Annotated in this window: 13 protein-coding genes; 12 read left to right on the top strand and 1 reads right to left on the bottom strand. The window is 64.2% G+C overall.

What is annotated here, in order from left to right:
* Positions 1-40 precede the first annotated feature (40 nt).
* The 8 genes from LNV28_RS14625 (at position 41) to LNV28_RS14580 (ending at position 13,822) form a co-directional block, all read left to right on the top strand.
* Positions 41-2,926: a methyl-accepting chemotaxis protein gene (locus LNV28_RS14625; protein ID WP_263518904.1), complete on the top strand. Its 2,886-nt coding sequence runs from the start codon at positions 41-43 to the stop codon at positions 2,924-2,926.
* Positions 2,927-3,052: 126 nt separating this feature from the next.
* On the top strand, positions 3,053-5,464 hold the full coding sequence (locus LNV28_RS25085) for a methyl-accepting chemotaxis protein (RefSeq protein ID WP_318013860.1): 2,412 nt from the start codon (positions 3,053-3,055) through the stop codon (positions 5,462-5,464).
* Between the two features lie 54 nt (positions 5,465-5,518).
* The gene (locus LNV28_RS14610; RefSeq protein WP_263518905.1) at positions 5,519-7,996 is read left to right on the top strand and encodes a methyl-accepting chemotaxis protein; all 2,478 of its coding nucleotides are present in this window, start codon (positions 5,519-5,521) and stop codon (positions 7,994-7,996) included.
* 43 nt (positions 7,997-8,039) lie between these two features.
* Positions 8,040-10,745 carry a methyl-accepting chemotaxis protein gene (locus LNV28_RS25225; RefSeq protein ID WP_411969978.1) on the top strand — a complete coding sequence of 902 codons (2,706 nt, stop codon included), beginning with the start codon at positions 8,040-8,042 and terminating at the stop codon, positions 10,743-10,745.
* A gap of 18 nt (positions 10,746-10,763) precedes the next feature.
* On the top strand, positions 10,764-11,321 hold the full coding sequence (locus LNV28_RS14595) for a chemotaxis protein CheW (protein ID WP_263518907.1): 558 nt from the start codon (positions 10,764-10,766) through the stop codon (positions 11,319-11,321).
* Positions 11,322-11,341: 20 nt separating this feature from the next.
* On the top strand, positions 11,342-12,151 hold the full coding sequence (locus LNV28_RS14590; protein WP_263518910.1) for a CheR family methyltransferase: 810 nt from the start codon (positions 11,342-11,344) through the stop codon (positions 12,149-12,151).
* The gene (locus LNV28_RS14585) at positions 12,144-12,677 is read left to right on the top strand and encodes a chemotaxis protein CheD (protein ID WP_263518912.1); all 534 of its coding nucleotides are present in this window, start codon (positions 12,144-12,146) and stop codon (positions 12,675-12,677) included. The genes LNV28_RS14590 and LNV28_RS14585 overlap by 8 nt, the downstream gene beginning before the upstream one ends.
* Positions 12,678-12,694: 17 nt before the next feature.
* The gene (locus LNV28_RS14580; protein WP_263518914.1) at positions 12,695-13,822 is read left to right on the top strand and encodes a protein-glutamate methylesterase/protein-glutamine glutaminase; all 1,128 of its coding nucleotides are present in this window, start codon (positions 12,695-12,697) and stop codon (positions 13,820-13,822) included.
* Positions 13,823-13,831: 9 nt separating this feature from the next.
* On the opposite strand, the gene LNV28_RS14575 is transcribed toward LNV28_RS14580, so the two are convergent.
* Entirely contained in the window at positions 13,832-14,359 is a 528-nt protein-coding gene (locus tag LNV28_RS14575) for a response regulator transcription factor (RefSeq protein ID WP_318013859.1), read from the bottom strand.
* Positions 14,360-14,401: 42 nt separating this feature from the next.
* On the opposite strand from LNV28_RS14575, the gene LNV28_RS14570 reads away from it, so the two are divergent.
* The 4 genes from LNV28_RS14570 to LNV28_RS14555 are packed head-to-tail and all read left to right on the top strand — an operon-like array spanning position 14,402 to position 21,889.
* Positions 14,402-15,946: a methyl-accepting chemotaxis protein gene (locus LNV28_RS14570; RefSeq protein WP_263518918.1), complete on the top strand. Its 1,545-nt coding sequence runs from the start codon at positions 14,402-14,404 to the stop codon at positions 15,944-15,946.
* Positions 15,947-15,977: 31 nt separating this feature from the next.
* On the top strand, positions 15,978-16,850 hold the full coding sequence (locus LNV28_RS14565; RefSeq protein WP_263518920.1) for a phosphate/phosphite/phosphonate ABC transporter substrate-binding protein: 873 nt from the start codon (positions 15,978-15,980) through the stop codon (positions 16,848-16,850).
* Positions 16,851-16,865: 15 nt separating this feature from the next.
* Positions 16,866-19,166: a sensor histidine kinase gene (locus LNV28_RS14560; protein ID WP_263518921.1), complete on the top strand. Its 2,301-nt coding sequence runs from the start codon at positions 16,866-16,868 to the stop codon at positions 19,164-19,166.
* Complete coding sequence (locus LNV28_RS14555; RefSeq protein ID WP_263518924.1) at positions 19,163-21,889, top strand: CHASE domain-containing protein; 2,727 nt, start codon at positions 19,163-19,165, stop codon at positions 21,887-21,889. The genes LNV28_RS14560 and LNV28_RS14555 overlap by 4 nt, the downstream gene beginning before the upstream one ends.
* The last annotated feature ends 61 nt before the right edge of the window (positions 21,890-21,950 follow it).

Genomic DNA, 21,950 nt, shown 5'->3' with positions numbered 1-21,950 from the left:
CACCAAGCAGCCGCCAGAACCCGCCGTTGGAGAACCTTCCATGCTTTCCCTGCTCCGCAAACTGATGCTCTGGCAACGTTTTGTCTTGCTTGCGGTGATCGCGCTGCTGGCCTGTGGCGTGCCCTTCACCTTGGTGCTAAAAAACCTGCAGCAGCAGCTGGATGTCGCCAATGCCGAGGATGCCGGTCTTGACCCGCTGCGCCCCACGGTCGAGGCGATTCGGCAACTGCAGATCCACCGCGGTCTGGCCGGGCTGGCCCTGGGCGGCGACCCGGCTGCCATTGCGAAATTGCCGGACGTCAACCGCGCCGTCGCCAAACCGCTGGACGAATTGCGCAAGGCACTGCCCGCCGACGACCCGCACTACCAGCGAGTGCGCGAAAAGGCGGAAGCCATACACACTGCAACGCAGCAATTGCTCGCCAAGGTGTCCTCTCGTGAACTTGACGCCCCCAAGAGCTTTGCCGAGCACAGCCGCGTGATCGAAGATGCGGTGCTGCTGATTGAGGGCATTTCCGACACTTCAGGCCTGTCGCTGGACCCCGAGGAAGCCAGTTACTTTTTGGTCACTGCGGTGTCGGAATACATCCCCCAGTTGGCCGAGTCCATGGCACTCGTGCGAGGCAAGAGCGCGGCCATGGTGGCGGGCCTGCTTGCCGGCCGCGACATCAGTGCCGCCGACCGATCAGCACTGCACGACTTGCGCCAACGATCGGAATTCTGGCGCCAGCGCGCCAAGCGTCAACTCGACAAGTCGCTGGTCAGCAACCCCAAGCTCGCCGACACCCTGAACAAGCCATTCGCGACAGCGCTGCAGACCGCCGATGAATTTCTTCATCAGGTTGAAAAGCAAATCGACAGCGCCAAGCCCACGCTCAGCGGGCCAGAACTATTCGCCCAAGGGACGGTGGCCGTCGAAGCGCAATATGCACTCGGCAAAGCTGCCACCGATGCACTGGAGGAATTGCTGCATGAGCGCATCCATAACCTGAACCTGCAACGCAATGTGGGCAGCAGCTCGCTGACCGCCTTCATGCTCTTGGCCCTGTACATCGGCGTCATGATTGTGCGCTCGGTCACCCAACCCATTCACCGCGCCATGGCGGCTGCCAACGCGGTGGCCAAGGGTGACTTGACTTTCGATACCCAAGACGCCCACAGCGATGAGATGGGCAACTTGCTTCGCACCTTGGGGCTGATGCAGGGCAATCTGCGTGAGCGCATCGAACGCGACGCCTTGATCAGCGCCGAGAACGGCCGCGTCAAAGAAGCGCTGGACAACACCAGCACCAATGTGATGTTGACCGACGAGAACTACCGCATCATCTATGGCAACAAGTCGCTGATGGCCATGCTGCAAAAGTTCGAAGCCGACTTCAAGCAGGCCGCGCCGAGCTTCGATGTGAACAACATCATCGGCAAGTCAGTCGACGATATGCACAAGAACCCGAGCCATCAGCGCGCCGTGCTGGAGCGCATGCAAGGCCCGCACACCGCCAGACTCAAGGCCGGCAGCCGCACCTTTGATCTGGTGATCAACCACGTTCGCAATGCCCAAGGCCAACGCACCGGCACGATTCTGGAATGGAACGACCGTACCGATGAGTTGGCCGCGCTGGAGCGCGAGTTGCAAAAAGGCCGAGAAGGCCAGCGTGTGCAGCAAGCGCTCGATGCCACCAGCAGCAATGTGATGATTGCCGACGCCGACGGCGTGATCGTGTTCATGAACAAATCGCTGGTGCTGATGCTGCGCGGCAATGAGGCCGAGATCCGCAAGCAGCTGCCGCAGTTCGATTCGAACCGCCTGATCGGCATGAACTTTGACCGCTTCCACAAAAACCCAGCACATCAGCGCGGCTTGATCGAGCGCTTGAGCACAGAGCATGTGGCCGACATCAAGGTTGCCTCGGCCAGCTTCCGCTTGACCGCCAGCCCCATCATGGGCACCGACGGCACGCGACTGGGCACCGTCGTGGAGTGGCGTGACCGCACGGCCGAACTGGCCGCCGAGGTCGAAGTCGGCGCCATGGTGGACGCAGCCAACGGCGGCGACTTCACCCAGCGCATCGCCTTGGAAGGCAAGGCCGAGTTCTTCAAGATGCTGGGCGAGAAGTTCAACTCGCTGGTGGACACCATCAGCACCACCATCCGCGAGGTTCGGGTGTCGGCCGATCAGCTGGGTGGAGCCTCGGACCAGGTCTCGCAGACCTCACAAAGCCTGTCCCACTCGGCATCGCAGCAAGCCGCCAGCGTAGAAGAGACCACCGCCTCACTGCAAGAGATGGCAGCCTCGGTGAGACAGAACGCCGACAGCGCCAATGTCACCGACGGCATGGCCACCAAGGCAGCTAAGGAAGCGATGGAGGGCGGCCAAGCGGTCGGCATGACGGTGGACGCCATGAAGCAGATCGCCACCAAGATCTCCATCATTGACGACATTGCCTACCAGACCAATTTGCTGGCACTGAACGCCGCGATTGAAGCGGCCCGTGCTGGCGAGCATGGCAAGGGCTTTGCCGTGGTGGCCGCCGAGGTGCGCAAGCTGGCAGAGCGCAGCCAGGTGGCCGCACAAGAGATCGGCACCCTGGCCAGCCACAGCGTCAGCTTGGCCGAGAAGGCCGGCGCGCTTCTCAGCAATATGGTGCCCTCGATCCAGAAGACCTCCGAGCTGGTGCAAGAGATTGCCGCAGCCTCGGGTGAGCAGTCGCAGGGCGTGGCACAGATCGGCGGAGCGATGGGCCACCTGTCCAACGCTACACAACAGACGGCATCGGCCTCGGAGCAGTTGTCGGCCACAGCAGAAGAACTCTCGGCGCAAGCCTCTCAGTTGCAAGAGCAAATGGCCTTCTTCAAGCTGGCCGAGGATTCAAACAGCCGCGCCAGCAACACGCCCCAGCACGACAAGCGCAGACCCAAGCAGCGCTGAGCGCCGCAACCGATCAATTGACCGCCGCCACACCAGCACACCCACGGAGCTCTGAAGATGCCGATATCCAAACTCAGCGTAGGGCAACGGCTTACAGCAGCGTTCACGCTTGTTGTTCTGATTCTTGTGGCGGTCATTGCCTTGAGTCGGGTCAACCTGGGCCGCTACTCGGAGGCCAATGGATGGAACATTCACACCCGCGAAGTCTTGGAGGAAGGCAACAACATGTTGGGCGCCCTGGTCAATATCGAGACCGGCCAACGTGGCTTCATGATCGCCGGCAAGGATGAGTTTCTGGAGCCCCTCATCGCAGGCAAAGCAGCCTTTCTGGAAGCTCACGCAAAGGCCAAGAAGCTGACTTCCGACAACGCGGAACAACAAGAACGGCTGGACAAGCTCGCCGCGGCGCAAGCCACCTGGCTGAAGACGTCCGTCGAAACCAGCATCGCAGTTCGCCGCGCGGTGGACAGCAATCTATCGAAGTACGGCGACGTCATTGCCGTCGTCGGTTCGGGCAAGACCCAGATGGACGCGATGCGCAAGATGCTGGCCGAGTTTGACGGGGCCGAGCGCGGCTTGCTGGTCACACGCACGGCGACGATGGAATCCATGCGTGGCTTCACGCAAACAGTGATGCTCTACGGCGCAATCATCGGATGCGGACTGGCGGCCCTCTTGGCCTTCTGGGTGACACGGACCATCACCCGCCCACTGCGCCAAGCCATCGAAACAGCCGAGGCCGTCGGGCAAGGCCGCTTGAACAACGACATCCCAACCGACGGGCAAGACGAGCCGGGCAAGGTACTGAACGCCTTGGCCGTGATGCAAACCGAGCTGCGCACCCGCAATGAGCGCGACGCCAAGATCAGCGCCGAAAACGGCCGAGTCAAAGAAGCGCTGGACACCTCGGGGACCAACATCATGTTGGCCGACGTCAACTTCAACATCATCTACGGCAACAAGTCCCTGATGACCATGCTGCAGAAGAGCGAAAGCGAGATCCGCAAAGACCTACCGCGCTTCGAAGCCAGCAAAGTGATCGGCAGCAATATCGACGCCTTTCACAAAAACCCCAGCCACCAGCGCGGCATGTTGGAGCGCCTGCAAGGCACCCACAATGCGCGCCTGAAGCTCGGCTCACGCAGTTTTGACTTGGTCATCAATCATGTGCGTGACGCCCAGGGCAGCCGTACCGGCACCATTGTTGAATGGACCGACCGCACCGAGGAGTTGGCCGCGCTGGAACGCGAGCTGCAGCTGGGCCGCGAAGGCCGCCGCGTGCAGCAAGCGCTGGACGCCACCAGCAGCAATGTGATGATTGCCGATGCCGAGGGCGTGATCGTCTTCATGAACAAGTCGCTGGTCTTGATGTTGCGCAGCAATGAAGGCGAGATTCGCAAGCAGCTGCCGCAGTTCGACTCGAACCGACTGATCGGCATGAACTTTGACCGCTTCCATAAAAACCCTGCACACCAGCGCGGCTTGATCGACAGATTGACCACAGAGCATGTGGCCGAGATCAAGGTCGCGGCGGCGAGCTTTCGATTGATTGCGAGCCCCATCGTAGACACCGACGGTAAGCGCCTGGGCACGGTGGTCGAATGGCGTGACCGCACCGCCGAGTTGGCGGCCGAAGCCGAGGTCAGCGCCATGGTGGACGGCGCCAACCAAGGCGACTTCACCCAACGCATCGGACTCGAAGGCAAGACCGAGTTTTTCAAGATGCTGGGCGAAAAGTTCAACTCCCTGGTAGAAACCGTCAGTGGCACCATCCGCGAGGTGCGCGTCGCCGCCGACCAACTCAGCGGCGCGTCTGATCAGGTCTCGCAGACCTCGCAAAGCCTGTCTCATTCCGCCTCACAGCAAGCCGCCAGCGTGGAGGAGACCACCGCCTCACTGCAAGAGATGGCAGCCTCGGTGAAACAGAACGCCGACAGCGCCAACGTCACCGACGGCATGGCCACCAAGGCGGCCAAGGAAGCAATTGACGGCGGTCAGGCGGTCGGGCAGACCGTCGACGCGATGAAGCAGATCGCCACCAAGATCTCCATCATTGACGACATCGCCTATCAAACGAATCTGCTTGCGCTCAACGCGGCCATTGAAGCGGCACGTGCCGGCGAGCATGGCAAGGGCTTCGCCGTGGTGGCGGCCGAGGTGCGCAAGTTGGCCGAGCGCAGCCAGGTGGCGGCTCAAGAGATCGGCACCCTGGCCAGCAACAGCGTGGACCTGGCCGAGAAGGCCGGCAAGCTGCTCGGCAATATGGTGCCCTCGATCCAGAAGACCTCGGAGTTGGTACAAGAGATTGCGGCCGCTTCGGGCGAGCAATCCCAAGGTGTGGCGCAAATCGGCGGGGCCATGAGTCATCTCTCGACCGCCACCCAGCAAACCGCTTCGGCCTCGGAAGAACTCTCGGCCACCGCCGAAGAGCTGTCGGCCCAAGCCACACAGTTGCAAGAGCAAATGGCCTATTTCAGATTGGCCGAAGACAGCGTCGCGTCATCACATCGCGCTCACAAGGGTCAACGGAGTCGCTAAAGCAAGCAGGGGCCAAGCCCCGCAGTTTCTACCGAAGAAAACCGAGGTTTCGCAATGACACTCGCGAATTTGAAAGTTGGACAGCGTTTGGGCTTGGGCTTTGCGTTGTTGCTGGCCATGCTGATCGCCGTGGTCATCATGGCCCTCAGAGATTTGGCCTCGGTCAACCATGCGCTTGAGCATGTGGTGGAGGAGAACTTCAGCCGCATCGTGGATTTGAACAGCATGTCTGAGCAAGCCCATATCGAGCAACGCGTGGTGCGCAGCATGATCCTCTTGAGTGCGGCCGAGGCCATTGAGGGCGAACGTCGCAAGATTCAAGAGGCGCGCAAAGCCTTCGACCAGGCTTTCGCCTCGGTCAGCAAGAACACGACTCGCGATGAAGACAAGCAAGACCTCAAGCAAGCCAGCGAACAAGCGCAGAAGTCGCGTGCACTGGATGACCAGGTCATGGAGCTGGCCACCCTCAACAAGGACGAAGAGGCAGCCAAGTTTTTGCTGACGCAGGCCAGCCCCGCGGCCAAAACCATGCAAGCCACCTTGGACAAGGCCGTCAAGATGCAGATCGAAGACGCGCACGAAGATGTCACCACAGCAACCAAAGACTACGCAGCGGCGCGCAGCTGGTTGATAGGGGTGGCGGCATTCGCGGCGCTGCTGGTCATGGCTATGGCCTGGCTCTTGACCCGCAGTGTGACGATCCCGCTGGCCAAGGCGGTGCAGTTCTCCAACGAGATTGGCAAGGGCCGCTTGGACAACGAGATTCGCACCCGGGGCAGCGACGAAACCGCGCAGCTGCTGAACGGCTTGGACCAAATGCAAACCAGCCTGCGCGAGCGCAATGAGCGCGACAGCCGCATCGCGGCCGAAAACGCACGCGTCAAGCAGGCGCTGGACAGCTGCTCCACCAATGTGATGATTGCCGACCCCGACGGGCAAATCGTCTACACAAACCGCTCCGTGACGGCCATGCTGCAAGGCAACGAAGCGGCGCTGCGGCAATCACTGCCGAACTTCAACGCCTCGCAGATCGTCGGCAGCAATTTCGACAGCTTCCACCGTAACCCCGCACATCAACGCCATCTGCTCGGCAATTTGAAGGGGGAATACAAAGCTCAGATCAAGGTGGCGGATCTTCACTTCTCGCTGATCGCCAACCCCATCACCGATGCTGCCGGCCAGCGCCTCGGCACCGTGGTGGAGTGGCGTGACCTGACCCAGGAACTGATCGCTCGCGAGCGCGAGCAAGCGCTGGCGGCCGCCAATGCTCGCATCAAGCAGGCCTTGGATGTCGCGGCCATGCCGGTTCGGATCTCGGCGGCCGATGGCAGCATCGTTTACGTCAACGAAGCCTTGATGACGGTCTTGCGCCGCGATGAAGCGGCCTTCCGCAACGAGCTGCCGGGCTTTGACCTCAACAAGGTCTTGGGCGGCTCCATCGGCATGTTCTACCGAGATTCGGCAGCGGCCATTGAGAGACTGCGGACCCTGAGCGAAACCGCTCACGCCACCATGGTGCTGGGCGGTCGCACCTACGACATCACCACCACCCCGATTCGTGACTCCCAAGGGCAGAACATCGGCACGGTGGGCCAGTGGCTGGACCGCACCGAACAACTGGCCGCCGAAGGCGAATTCGATGCCCTGACCAGCGCAGCCACCGAGGGTGATCTCAGCCAGCGCATTGGGCTGGAAGGCAAGCAGGGCTTCTTCCGCCAGATCGGCGAGAAGTTCAATGGCCTGATTGACACCATCAGCGACACCATTCGCGAAGTCCGGGTGGCAGCAGACCAACTCGGTGGCGCCTCCGATCAGGTTTCGCAAACTTCGCAGTCGCTTTCTCACTCGGCCTCGCAACAAGCCGCCAATGTGGAGGAGACCACCGCCTCTCTGCAGGAAATGGCAGCCTCGGTGAAGCAAAACGCCGAGAACGCCGCCCTCACCGACGGCATGGCCACCCGCGCCGCCGACGAGGCCATGGATGGCGGCCAGGCGGTGAGCATGACGGTGGACGCGATGAAACAGATCGCCACCAAGATTTCCATCGTCGACGACATCGCCTACCAGACCAATCTGCTTGCCCTCAATGCCGCCATCGAAGCAGCGCGCGCCGGCGAGCATGGCAAGGGCTTCGCTGTCGTGGCCGCCGAGGTGCGCAAACTGGCCGAACGCAGCCAAGTGGCGGCGCAGGAGATCGGCAGCCTGGCCAGCTCCAGTGTTCAGCTGGCAGAGAAGGCCGGCGCCTTGCTGAGCAGCATGGTGCCCTCGATCCAGAAGACCTCGGAGCTGGTGCAGGAGATCGCCGCCGCCTCGGGCGAACAGTCGCAAGGCGTGGCCCAGATCACCGGCGCCATGCACCATCTGTCGACCTCGACGCAGCAGACCGCCTCGGCATCGGAGGAGCTGTCTGCCACCGCGGAGCAACTGTCGGCCCAGGCAGCCCAGCTGCAGCAGCAGATGGACTTTTTCAAGCTGGCAGAACTCGGACGCAGCGCCGCTCGCCCGACCTCGGCTCAGACCAGCCGCCGCTAGATCCGAATAACAGACAGCGAACTCTCAACAGGGGAACCTCCACATGCGCAGCAATCTACCCGTGAGCCAGCAGGAATACCTGTTGCGCGAAGGCATGACCATCGTGTCACGCACCGACCTCAAGGGGCGCATCACCTACATCAATGCCGACTTCATCGAAGCGAGCGGCTACAGCGAAAGCGAGTTGATCGGTCAGCCCCACAACCTGGTGCGCCACCCGGACATGCCGGAAGAGGCGTTCCAGGACATGTGGGACGTGCTGAAAGACGGTCGGCCCTGGACCGGCCTGGTCAAGAACCGCTGCAAAAACGGCGACTTCTATTGGGTGGTGGCCAATGCCACGCCGGTCAAGGAAGGCGAAGCGGTGGTCGGCTATATGTCCGTGCGCACCCGGCCCAGCCGCGACCAGGTGCAGGCCGCCGCTGCGCTCTACCAGCGCTTCAAGGAAGGACGGGCCCAGGGCTGGCGGATTCGCGAAGGCCAGGGTGTGCGCACAGGCCTTGGCGATCAACTGGCTCAGAGCCTGGCCGGCCTGCATCTGCGGGCCAAGTTCGCGCTGCTGGCAGCGGCCTTGCTGCTGGGCGGCTTGCTGCTGGGCTATGCGGCAGCCTTGCACGGCTTGGTAACGGCTGCGGCAGGCCTGTTGCTGTGCCTGCTGGCTTTGCTGGGTCTGGCCCGCATGGCTGGGCGCTTGAGCCGCATCTTGAAGTCCGCAGGCCAACAGTTCGAGCAGTTCGGCCAAGGCCGCTTCGACGGCATCGTTCCGGTGGACGGGCGCGATGAACTGGCCGGGATGATGCTGGCCATGAAGCGGGTTCAAACCCGTCTGGGCTTCGAGTTTGCGGATGCCCGCCGCCGCGCTGACGATGCCGAACGCATCCGGCAAGCCCTGGATGTGGCTGCCACCAACATGATGGTGGCCGACCCCGGCTACAACATCATCTACGGCAACGCGTCTTTGCAGGCCATGCTCAGCGCCGCCGAGGCAGACATCCGCAAGGACTTGCCGCGATTCAGCGCCGCCACCTTGATCGGCACCAATATCGATGGCTTCCACAAGAACCCGGCGCATCAACGCGCCATGCTGGACCGTCTGAGTGGAGTCTTCAAGACCCGCCTGAACATCGGCGGGCGGCGCTTTGACTTGATCGTCAACCCGGTGCTCTCCCAGGGCAAGCGCTTGGGCACCGTGGTCGAGTGGCGCGACATGACCGCCGAGCTGGCCGCCACCGAGACCGCAGAGCGACTGGCCGCAGAGAATGCACGCATCAAGCAAGCCCTGGACTGCTGCTCGACCAATGTGATGATTGCCGACCCGGACGGCAACATCATCTACAACAACAGCTCGGTTGCGCAAATGATGCAACGCAACGAGAACGAATTGCGCAAGGTTCTGCCTAACTTTGAAGCCCGCCGCATCGTTGGATCCAACTTTGACCAGTTCCACCGCAATCCTGGCCACCAGCGCCAGTTGCTGGCCGGGCTGAAGGGCGAATACAAGGCGCAGATCCGCGTCGGCAGCTTGCATTTCGCCCTGACGGCCAACCCGATCAACGATGCGCAAGGGCAGCGCTTGGGAACCGTGGTCGAGTGGCTGGACCGGACCGTGGAGGTGGCGGTCGAGGCCGAGATCGGCGGCATGGTGGACGGCGCCAGCCACGGCGACTTTGCCCAACGTGTGCCGTTGGAGGGCAAGCAGCCCTTCTTCCGCATGCTCGGTGAAAAGTTCAATACCTTGGTCGCCACGGTGAGTGAGACGATTCGCGAGGTACGCACCGCGGCCGAGCAGCTGTCCAGCGCCTCGGACCAGGTCTCGCAGACCTCGCAGTCGCTCTCGCACACCGCCTCGCAACAGGCCGCCAGCGTCGAGCAGACCACAGCCTCGCTGCAGGAGATGGCCGCCTCGGTCAAGCAGAACGCCGACAGCGCCAATCTGACCGATGGCATGGCCACGAAAGCGGCCGCCGAGGCCATGGAAGGCGGCCAGGCCGTCAGCATGACAGCCGATGCGATGAAGGCGATTGCCACCAAGATTTCCATCATCGACGACATCGCCTACCAGACCAATCTGCTGGCCCTCAATGCCGCCATCGAAGCGGCACGCGCCGGCGAGCATGGCAAGGGCTTTGCCGTGGTGGCGGCCGAAGTGCGCAAGCTCGCGGAGCGCAGCCAGGTCGCAGCGCAGGAAATTGGCAACCTGGCCGCCTCCAGCGTCAAGCTGGCCGAAAAGGCCGGCGGCTTGCTGAACAATATGGTGCCCTCGATCCAGAAAACCTCGGAGCTGGTTCAGGAAATCTCTGCCGCCTCGGGCGAGCAAGCGCAGGGCGTGGTGCAGATCACCGGCGCCATGAACCACCTGTCCAACATCACCCAGCAGACCGCCTCGGCCTCGGAGCAGCTTTCGGCCACGGCCGAACAGCTGTCAGCCCAGGCCGCACAGCTGCAAGAGCAGATGGCCTTCTTCCAGCTCAGCGGCGAAGCACCCACTGCCGCCGCGACTTTGCCTGCACGAGGCAGCACCGCCCACAAGGCGCCATCCGTCGAGGCCCGTCGGCACATGGCGCCAGCGCCGCGAAGCCCCCTCCCGAGCCCGAGCCCTGCGCCGCTCAGCGATGTGCAACGCAAGGTGGCCGAGTTCAAGGCCAAGCAAAGCCAAGCGCAACAACAGGCTCGACGCAGCGCGGGCAAGGCCGGCAGTGCCAGCAGCGCGAGCGATGACATCGATGAATCCCACTTCAAGCGCTTTTGAACGCATGAGGACGCACGCATGAACTCCGCTCAGAAAGCCCCCCCGGGCGCGCCGGCCGACCTGCTGCGCGGCGCCATCGCCGAGGCCGAACAGGCCGGACCGCCGCTGCAGATGCTGCGCATGGCCGTCGGACGCGAAAACCTGACCGTGCCGATCAGCGCGGTGCGCGAGATCCTCGAAGTCGGCCGCATGACGCCACTGCCGCAGACACCCGACTTCGTGCGCGGGGTGATGAATCTGCGCGGCGCTGTGGTGCCAGTGATCGACCTCGGTGCCCGCTTCGGCTTCGGACCAACTCACATTGGCCGGCGCTCGGCCATCATCGTCGTCGAGGCGCGCGGCGATGAAGACTTCGACCGCCTGATCGCGGGCCTGCTGGTGGACGCCGTCTACGAAGTGCTGGAGGTGGACAGCCACCGCATCGAAACCGCACCCAGCCTGGGTGTGGCCATCGCGGCCGAGTTCATCGCCGGCATGATCAATGTCGGCGCCGGCTACGCCGTGCTGCTCAACCTCGACCAGGTGCTGTCCCCGGCCGCCCTGTCCCAACTGATCGCCGAAAGCCAGGGCGCCTGAGCGGCTCGGCCTCCATCACCATGGCCCAATTCACCGACGCCGCCTTCAAATCCATCAGCGATTTGTTCCATCGCATCTCGGGCATACGCCTGACCGACAACAAGCGCGCCCTGGTACAAAGCCGGCTGCAAAAGCTGGCGGTGGACAGCGGCGAGCCTGACCTCAACCAGTTCGTGCAGAGGATCGTGCGTGGCGATCTACCCGAAGATCTGCTGGTTCAGGTGGTGGACAAGCTGACCACCAACGAGACCTATTTCTTTCGCGAGCCCGCCCATTTCGAAGACCTGGCCCGGCGTGCCGCCGCCCACCCGGCGGGGCAGGAGTTCCTGGTCTGGAGCGGCGCCTCATCATCCGGTGAAGAGGCCTACAGCATCGCCATGGTGCTGGCCGACAAGCTGGGCCTGAGCGGCGGCCGCCCCTGGTCCATCAAGGGCACGGACCTGTCCACCGCCATGGTGGACAACGCCAGCCGTGGCCTCTACCCCATGGAACGCGCGCGCATGATGGCGCCCGACTACCTGCGCCGCTTCTGCCTGCGCGGCGAAGGCCCTTACGAGGGCCAGATGCTGATCAGCCGCGAGTTGCGTGCGCGCGTGCAATTCCAATGTGCGAACTTGATGCAACCTTTGCCCGCATTGCCGCAGTTCGATGTGATCTTTCTGCGCAATGTGCTGATCTACTTCGATCTGCCGGCCAAGCAGGCCATCGTCAGCCGGGTGATCGAAAAGCTCAAGCCGGACGGCGTGCTCTACCCCGGCCACGCCGAGTCGCTGGCCAATCTGAACCTGCCATTGAAAGCCGTGGCACCCGCCATCTACCAACATGCATAAGGACAAGAACAGTGGCGCCGACGCCCACAAGCCGGCAGCCGGCCATGCACTGATCAATTTGATGCCTGGCCAATGGCATTTCGGCCGCAACGCCACTTTGCGCACCTTGCTCGGTTCCTGTGTCGCCATCACCTTGTGGCACCCGAAAAAGCACTGCGGTGGCATGTGCCACTTCCTCCTGCCCAACCGCAGCAGCCGCGGCAGTGGGCCCCTGGACGGCCGCTACGGCGATGAAGCCGTGGAGCTGCTGCTCGCCGGCATCAAGCAAAGCGGCACCCAGCCCGCGGACTACCTGGCCCATCTCTACGGCGGCGCTGACACCATGCCGGACGCCGCCAACGTCAAGTTCAATGTCGGCCAACGCAATATCGAGCAGGGCTGGGCGCTGATCGATCGCCTGGGCTTCCAGCTCCAGGATGTGGACGTCGGCGACAGCATTCCGCGCACCGTCAGCCTCAATCTGAACACCGGCCAGGTGGACGTCAAGCGCGGCCAGACCACGCTGATGCCGCCGCCACGTCGCTGAACCTCCTCACCCCCACCATGTCGCGCCCTTTGCCAGTTCCTGTCCCAGCCCATGCCCCTGCGGCCGCCGGCCGCCCGCTGCGGGTCGCGGTGATCGACGACTCCGCGGTCGTGCGCAAGCACCTCAGCGCCTTGCTGGAGGCGGCCGGTATCGAGGTCAGCATCACCGCCAGCGACCCCTTGTTCGCCTGGCCCAAGCTCGAAGCCGCCTGGCCCGATGTGATCGTGCTCGACGTCGAGATGCCGCGCATGGATGGCATCAGCTTTCTCAAGCGCGTGATGAGCGAGCACCCGACCCCGGTGGTGATGTGCTCGACCCTGACCGAGGCCGGCTGCGAAACCACCATGGAGGCACTCGCCGCCGGTGCGGTCGGTTTTGTCACCAAGCCCAAGCTCGGTCTGCGTGATTTCCTCGAAGACCCCGGCAATGGCCTGGTCCCGGCCGTGCGTGCGGCGGCGCGCGCCAATGTGCGGGCACTGCCCAGCCAGATGGCGGCTGCCATCGCTCGCCCGAGCGGGAGAGCGGCCGTCACGGAAGCCCCGCTCAGACAAGCCGCCATGGCTCAAACCACCGACCGCGTGATCGCCTTCGGCAGCTCCACCGGCGGCGTCCAGACCATCGAGGCCGTGCTGCGCCAGTTGCCGCGCACCATGCCTGGCATCGTGCTGGTACAGCACATGCCGGAAAAGTTCACCCATTCCTTTGCCGCCCGCCTGGACAGCATCTGCGCACTGGAAGTGCTGGAAGCCAAGGACGGCGACCGGGTCATCAACGGCCGCGTGCTGGTGGCGCCCGGCGGCCGCCATATGCAGCTGCGCCGCAGCGGCGCGCAGTATGTGGTCGAGGTGCGCGACGGGCCGCTGGTGAGCCACCACAAGCCCTCGGTCGATGTCTTGTTCAAGTCGGTCGCCCAGGCTGCCGGGCGCAATGCCATCGGCGCCATCTTCACTGGCATGGGCGAGGACGGCGCACGCGGCCTGCTCGACATGCGCCGGGCTGGCGCCAGCACCCTGGCGCAGGACGAGGCCAGCTGTGTGGTTTACGGCATGCCCAAGGCAGCCGCCGAACTCGGAGCTGCCGAGCACATCGTTGCTTTGAGCGATATGCCGCTCACCTTGCAGGCCTTGGCGGGCCGGCTCCCATGACAGCCCCCTTCAGCGAATCACTTTGCTGATGACCTTCATCAGCTCCAGTGGGCTGAAGGGCTTGATCAGATACTCATCCGCACCGGCCTTGGCGCCGGCCTGCTTGTCGGCCTCCTGGCCTCGGGCTGTCAGCAACACGACCTTGGTGCGCTTCAGTCCGGCATCGGCCTTGACCTTCTGGCAGACCTCCAGGCCATTGAGACCGCCCGGCATCATCACATCGAGCAGCATCAGATCCGGTCGCAGGCGCTGGGCCTGGGCCAGGCCTTCCGTACCGTTGGCCGCTTCGTGTATCTCATAGTCATCGAATTCCAGGGTCACGCGGATCAATTCGCGGATTTCTTCCTGGTCTTCAACAATCAAGATCTTTTTCGCCATATTCACCCCGAGACGTGGCCAGCAATGCCTGCCATGATGCCTCAAGCCGAGCAGGCTTCGGCGCGCAGAAATGGCAGTTTTTTGCGGCTCTAGAGAATGCACGCAGCCCGGCTCAAGTTGAGCAACACTGGGCCGATGAACAGAAAGGCCCTCATCCAAAAGGGTGGCCGCTGTATTCGCAAGTCAAAGGATCAAGTTCGCATGAATGCTCACCCAGCACTGCAACAAGGCAACCGGGCTCAGGATCGCTTCCTATTGACCGTCATCGCGGCGAACGCCCTGCTTGCCATCGGTTTGGGCTATGGCTATGAGCAGCTCGGCACTGCTTTGATGCTGAGCCTGGGCTGTTTGCTGAGCGGCGGCGCGGCTCTGCATTTCTGGAGCGGACAACCCATCTGCCGACGTTTTCTGGCGACGCTGCTGGTGCTCTTGGTGGTCACCCAATTGCAGATCAGCCGCGGGGACACCACCATCCACGCCAATGTCTATGTCACCCTGTGCCTGATGTTGCCCTATGGCGACTGGAAGCTGATTGCCTACGCCGGCGCCTTGCTGATCGCGCATCACCTTGGCTTTGAGGCCCTCAGCAGTGCCGCCACGCCGCTGTTCGTGCATGAAACCGACAGCCGCCTGGCTGGCATCGCCGACATCGGCTTCATCCTGGTCCTCGCCGGTTTTCTGATCCACGCGGCCATCGACATGCATCGCCGGGCCAGCGAACGCTTCGAGCTCGAATTCCTGGTCAACGCCATGGGCCGCGACGGCCCGATCCGACTCAACCTCGACGTGGTACGCACCGACTCCGCGGTCGGCCAGCGCCTCAAACATGTGCAGGGCCGCATGGCGGCCGCCTTGCGCCAGGTGCGCGACGCGACGGTCAATGTGCACGGCGTGGCTCAGGAAGTCGGCGACAGCAGCGGCGAGCTGATGGCACGAACCGACCGCACAGCCAACGGCCTCAAGGACGCAGCCATGTGCCTGGAGCAGATCACGGTGATCGTGCAGGAGAGCGCACGCGCCTCCAAGGAAGCACGGGAACTGAGCCATGCCTCCTCGGCGCTGGCGGTGCGCGGTGGCGCGGTGGTGACGCAGATGGTCAACACCATGGAGGAGATTGACAAATCCTCGCGCCGCATCACGGACATCATCGGCACCATCGACGCGATTGCCTTTCAGACCAATATCCTGGCCTTGAACGCTGCGGTCGAAGCAGCCCGCGCAGGCGAGCAGGGCCGGGGTTTTGCGGTCGTGGCCAGCGAAGTGCGGCGCCTGGCCGGCCGCTCGGCCGAAGCGGCGCGGGAGATCAAGAACCTGATCTCGGCCTCCATAGAAACCGTCGAGCGCGGCACCCATCTGGCCAGCACCGCTGGCAGCACCATGGAAGAACTGGTCAGCTCGGTGAAGAGCGTAGGCGCGGTGTTCGAAAGCCTGACCGCCGACAACGCCGAGCATGCCCAGGGCATCGAGGTGGTGGCCGCCTCCGTCAAGGAGCTGGACGAGGTGACGCGGCAAAACGTCCATGTGGCCGAGCGCTCGGGCCAAATCGCCGATGAGCTGCAGCAGCAGGCGGCAGCTTTGGCCGAGGTGCTCAGCACCTTCAGGCTGGGCGACGACGCGGCCGTCAACGAGCTGCTGCGCAAAGCGCAGCAAACGGCTGCGGCGGCAGCGAGCAAACGCCAGGAGCGCTCGCAACCCACGACGGGCGGGAGCGACGCAGGCGGCGGATCCAACATCGATTTCTTCTGAATCACGAGCCTATTCAAACGGGAGCCCCGCCATGAGCGCCAACGCATTTCAGAGCCTGCGCCGCCGCCTGCTGTCCTGCCTGAGCCTGCTTGGCTTGGGACTGGGCAGCACCAGCGCGCTCGCCGCCGACGAGCCCAGCTACCGATTCTCTCCAGTCAACCAGGCCAGCATTGCGCTGACGGCGGACTACTGGAATCCCATCATGGCCTATGTCTCGGAGAAAGCCGGCGTGCGCCTGGTCCTGAAGATCGGCCGCACCTCGGCCGACACCACCGCCTATGTGCTGGCCCAGGAGGTGGAGTTCGTGTTCAGCAACCACTTGTTCAGCCCGGAGCGCGAACAGCTGGGTTGGAAAGTGATCGGCCGACGCCTGACCCCGCCCATCCAGGGTCAGCTGATCGTGCCGGCCGACTCGCCCGTGACTGAGCTGGCCCAGCTGGCCGGCAAGGATGTGGTCTACCCCGGGCCGGAGGCCTTTGTCTCCTACAAAGTGCCTTATGCCCAGCTGATCAACCGCAAGATCGACGCCAAGGTGGTGTTCGCCGGCAACACCGATGGCGCCCTGGCCCAACTGTTCAGCGGCAAGGTCGCGGCAGCGGGCGTCAACTCGCAGCTGGCCGAGAACTATGGCCGCCGCGAAGGCAAGAAGTACCGCGTGCTCTGGAGTTCGGAGCCCCTGCATGACTTGGCCCTGATGGCCTCGGCCAAGGTGCCCGAGAAGGATGTGCAGGCGGTCGCGCGCGCGTTCGCCGGCATGCACAAGGACCCCAAGGGGAAGGCTATTTTGCAGGAGGTGTCCAAGCACATCGGCCTGACTGAGGAGGCCTACTTCATCACCTCGGACGGCAGCGAATACGCGCCCTACCGGCGCTTCTACCAGAGCGCACCGGCGCAGGTGCGCTGAAGCGCGAGCGCCGGAATGCCTAGGCTGAAGTACCTGCTGGGGCGACTGCTGCCCTCCAGCCTGATCGGGCGGGTGTTTCTGCTCTATCTGCTCTCCCTCCTGCTGTTCATGGGCGGAGCACTCGGCTGGTATGCGTCCCGCAGCTTCAGCAGCAGTATCAGCAACGCCCAGGATTCGGCCGACACCTTGATCAGCCTGCTCGGCCCGGCAGTCGCCGAATCGGCGGTGATCGGCGACTACGACACCATCGAGCGGGCTCTCACCCGCACCGCCAAGCACTCGGACATCAGCGCCGCCTTGTTCATTGATCTCAAGGGGGGTCGGATCGAACGCAGCGTGCGCGAAGACCCCGAGCTGCACGTGCCCGGCTGGCTGAGCAACGCAGTCAAAGAGCAGTTGCCGGAGCTGAATCTGTCCATCACCGCCGGCGGCAAAGACTACGGCGTGCTGCGCTTGCGCTTCAACGTCGCCCACATCGCCAACACCTTCTGGCAGCAGTCCATGGTGGCGGTTGGCCTGGGCGTGCTCAGCCTGCTGGCCGGCTTGGCCATGGTCTGGTGGCCGCTCAACCGCTGGCTCGGCAACCTCGGTCAGATCCGCACCTTCGGCGAACAGCTGAAGGTCTCGGGCGGCGCGCTCAGCCCCATGCAGGCCGATGACGCACCGCTCGAATTCCGCCAGACCTTCGAAGTGCTCAACCAAGCAGCCAGCTCACTGCAGCTGGAGCGCGAGCGCGCGGCCGTCACCCTGGGCGCCATCGGCGACGGCATTGCCACCACCGACGCCGAGGGGCGCATCCTCTTGGCCAACCCCGTGCTCGGCAGCCTGCTCGAATGCCCGGCCGAGAGCTTGCTGGGCCAGCGCATCCAGGCCGTGCTGCCGGACCTGGTGGACCTGGCAGACAGCCAGGCACTGCCTCAGCAGGGCAGCTGGAAGGCCCGGCTGCGACTCAAGCCGAGCGCCCAGGGCGCCCATGTGCTGGACCTGAGCCGCACCGAGATTGCCGGCGGCAGCGGTTGGGTCTATGCCTTCCGCGACATCAGCCAGCAGCAGGCACTCGACGACCGCTTGCAGGACGAGCTGCAAGCCCGCGCCCAGGCCATGCAAACCATGCGCCAACTGCTGCAGGACTTCGCCGCGCCGCAGCTGAGCACGCCGCAGTCCGCCGTGGCCGGCAGCAGCGAGGAAAGCGCTGCCTTGTTGCAACTGGTGCAGGAGCTGATCCAGCGCCTGCGCGAACGCGGCGAGCAGCTGGCGGCCATCTTCGCCCTCAGCCCCGATGGCTTTGTCTCCTTTGACGCCCAGCACATCACGCGTTATGTCAGCCCGGCCTTCAGCCGCCTGGCGGCACTGGCTCCCGAACAGGCCTTGGGCCTGCACGAGGAGGCCTTGCTCGGCTGCCTGCTCAGCCTGCGCGGCGCCGACGCGCGCGCCATCAGCATTCAGGAACTGCGCCAGGGCAAGCTGCGCATCGAGCTCGAGCGCCCGACCCGGCGCGTGCTCGAACTGGCCCTGCATGAAGGCGTGACCAGCGCCGGCGGCGCCGCCGCGCAGCTGCTGCACCTCAGTGATGTGACCCACCAGGTCGAAGTCGAGCAGATGAAGAGTGAGTTCCTCTCGACCGCGGCGCACGAGCTGCGCACGCCCATGGCCAGCATCTTTGGCTTCACCGAGCTGCTGCTGATGCGCGAACAGCCGCCTGAGCGCCAGAAGGAAATGCTCGGCCGCATCCACCGGCAATGCCAGTCCATGATCGCCATCCTCAACGAGCTGCTGGATCTGGCGCGCATCGAAGCGCGGCGCGGTCAGGACTTCGAGCTTGAAGTGCTGGACTTCAACACCCTGGTTGCCGAGGTGGTGCAGGACTTCAGCCCCCCAGAGGAGCGCGCGCTGCCCGAGCTGAATCTGCCCGCCCTGCCCTGCCGCGTCCACGCCGACCGCCAGAAGCTGCAGCAGGTCCTGCGCAACCTGCTCTCCAACGCCTACAAATACTCGCCCGGCGGCGGCTTGGTGCGCGTGGAGGTCGCGCAGGAAGCCGGAATCGATGGGCGCCCGCCACAGCTCGCGCTGTCGGTTCAAGACCATGGCATTGGCATGAGCGCCGAACAGCTGTCCCATGTCACCGAACGCTTCTACCGCGCCGACAAGTCCGGCACGATCCTAGGCACCGGCCTGGGCATGAGCATCGTCAAGGAGATCGTGGAGCTGCATGGCGGCAGCCTGGGCCTGCTCAGCCAGCCCGGTGAGGGCACGACAGCCACGGTGCGCCTGCCCAGTCTGCCGCTGGAGCCCGCATCACCCACTGCGATCTCATGAACTGGAGTGCCCGTTCGCGCTTGGCCAGCCGGGTCGCACTGGAGGTCGCGGCCCTGCTATTGCTGCTGACCGCTTTGCATCACCTGTTGCTGGCGCCGCTGTGGCAGAGCCAAAGTTGGGCCAGCCAGATCTGGGCCGAGCTGCTGATCTACACCGTGCCCGTGGTGGCCCTGCTGACCTGGCGTGGCTTGCGCCAGGCGCACCTCAGCCTCGGTGAGCGTTTGGGCGAGCGCGTCTGGCCACCGCTCTGGGCCGCCTTGGTCACCTTGGGCCTCGGTCTGCTGATCAGCGGCGCCGCGGTGCAATACCAGATCCACAGCACGCGCGGCCTGGCCCAGGCCCGCTTCGACCATCTGGTCGAGCTGCTGGAACAGGATGTGCGTCGGCGCTTCGAGCTGCCCACCTACGGCCTGCGCGGCCTGGCAGCCCATTACGCCGCCGGCCTGAACCTGCGCCGCCAGGAGTTCGCCCGCTTTGTCGGTGCCTACAACCTACCGCTGGAGTTCCCCGGCATACGCGGCTTCGGATTCATCCAGCGCGTCGAGCGCAGCGAGCTGGAAAACTTCACCTTGCGCGAGCAAGTCGATGCGGCGCCGGACTTCAGGGTGCACGGTGAGGGACAAGCCGACGATCTCTTCGTCATCAAGTTCATCGAACCTCTGAGCAACAACCAGGCGGCCTGGGGTTTTGATCTGGGCTCAGAAGCCGTGCGTCGACAGGCGGTAGAACGCGCCTACCGCACGGGCCTGCCCACCTTGTCGGGCCGCATCGAGCTGATCCAGGACGCGGCGCGGCGCAGTGGTTTTCTCTACCTGCTGCCCCTGCACCATTCAGGCGCCGTGCTGAACAGCGAAGCGGAGCGAATGGGCGCCACCGAAGGCCTGCTCTACACACCCATCGTGGTGGAAGAACTGCTTGCCGGCATCGGCGCGACCACTCAGGGTTTACTGGATTTCCAGCTCCTCAATCAACCCAAAGCGGGCGAGCTCCAGGCGGTATTCCAACTGGGCTCGGCGAACACGCCGACAGCGCCCGATCAGGCCCTATTCCTCAAGCAGCTGGAGCTGCCGGTTGGAGGCCAACCCCTGATGCTTCGCATCCACAGCACGGCGCTGTTCGATCAGCTGGTGGTCGAAGGCAAGCCCTTCTGGGCCGGCGTCGGCGGTGTGATCATGAGCTTGCTGGCTGCGGTGGTGGTCTGGCTGCTGGGCATCGGGCGCAGCCGCGCGCTCAGCATTGCCGAGGCCATGACCCTGGACCTGCGCCAAGCGCAGGCCGAGCTGGCCGATCGCAACGAGCGCTTTGCCCTGGCGCTCGAGGGCGGCTCGGACGGCCTCTGGGACCACCTCGACACCCATGGCGAAACCCAGTGGTGGTCGCCGCAGTACTACCGCCTGCTCGGCTACGAACCCGACGCCATCGAGCCCGGACTGCTGGCCTTCGACGAGCGCCTGCATCCCGACGACCGGGAACGCACCATGCAGGCCCTGGCCGCGGCCCTGGAAGGCCTGCGGCCCTACGATGTGGAGTTCCGCCTGCGCACCGAAAGCGGCGCTTACCGCTGGTTCCGCTCGCGCGCCAAGGTGTTCCGCGACGCCAGCGGCGAACACCGGCGCATGGCCGGCTCCTTGCAGGACATTGACGAGCTCAAGCGGGTGCAGGCCCAGATGCGCGAACGCAGCCAGCAGTTGGCCGCCATTTTTGCGCTGAGCCCGGACGGCTTCGTCTCCTTCGACGCTCACCAACGCCTCAGCTATGCGAGCCCGGCATTCGGCAAGCTCTGCGGCCTGAGCGACGGCGAGCTGCTCGGCCTGGACATCGAAGCCTTGCTGGGCTTGCTGCAGGCCAGGCAAGGCGCGGATGCGATCGAGATCAACACGGAGGCACTCCGCTGCAAGGCCCTGACCCTGAGCTTGGCAACACCGAGCCCGCGGGTGCTGACCCTGAGTCTGCAGCCCGGTGACGGCCACGAGGTCTCGGCCATGCTGCAGGTCCGCGATGTGACCCACCAGTTCGAGGTGGACCGCATGAAGAGCGAGTTCCTGAGCACCGCCGCCCACGAGCTGCGCACGCCCATGGTCAGCATCTACGGCTTCACCGAGTTGCTGCTGATGCGCGAGATGCCGGTCGAGCGGCAGAAGGAGCTGCTCGCGCGCGTTTACCGGCAGTGCCAGGCCATGATGGCCATCCTCAACGAACTGCTGGACCTGGCCCGCATCGAGGCGCGGCGCGGCCGCGATTTCGAGTTCAGCACGGTGCCACTGCAACCACTGGTTGAGCAGACCCTGGCCGACTATGCGGTGCCCGATGGACGGGAGCCCGCCGTTCTGGACAGTGCACCTGGAGACTGGGCGGTTCACATCGATCCCGGCAAGCTGCAGCAGGTGCTGAGGAACATTCTTTCCAATGCTTACAAATACTCACCAATGGGCGGGCCCGTGCAACTTCGCCTGCGCAGCCACGACGGCGGCGTGCTGCTGCAGGTGGAGGACCAGGGCATTGGCATGAACCCCGAAGAGCTGGCTCAGGTGACCGACCGCTTCTACCGCGCCGACAAGTCCGGCACCAAGCTGGGCAGCGGCCTGGGCATGAGCATCGTCAAGGAAATCGTCGAGCTGATGCAGGGCCGGCTGAGTCTGGTCAGTGCGCCCGGCCAAGGTTGCGTGGTCGACGTCTGGCTGCCGCTGGCCCCTGCCCATGACAGCATCACGGACCCGAGTTGAGAGCCAGGGCAAGCGAGCAAATGGCCTGTTGTTTCGGGCATCCACGCGGGCTAACCCGGGG

Source organism: Paucibacter sp. DJ2R-2 (assembly GCF_025717675.1).
GTDB lineage: Bacteria > Pseudomonadota > Gammaproteobacteria > Burkholderiales > Burkholderiaceae_C > Paucibacter_A.
Note: the sequence above shows the minus strand (reverse complement) of the source record. Positions and strands in the feature narration are given on the sequence as shown.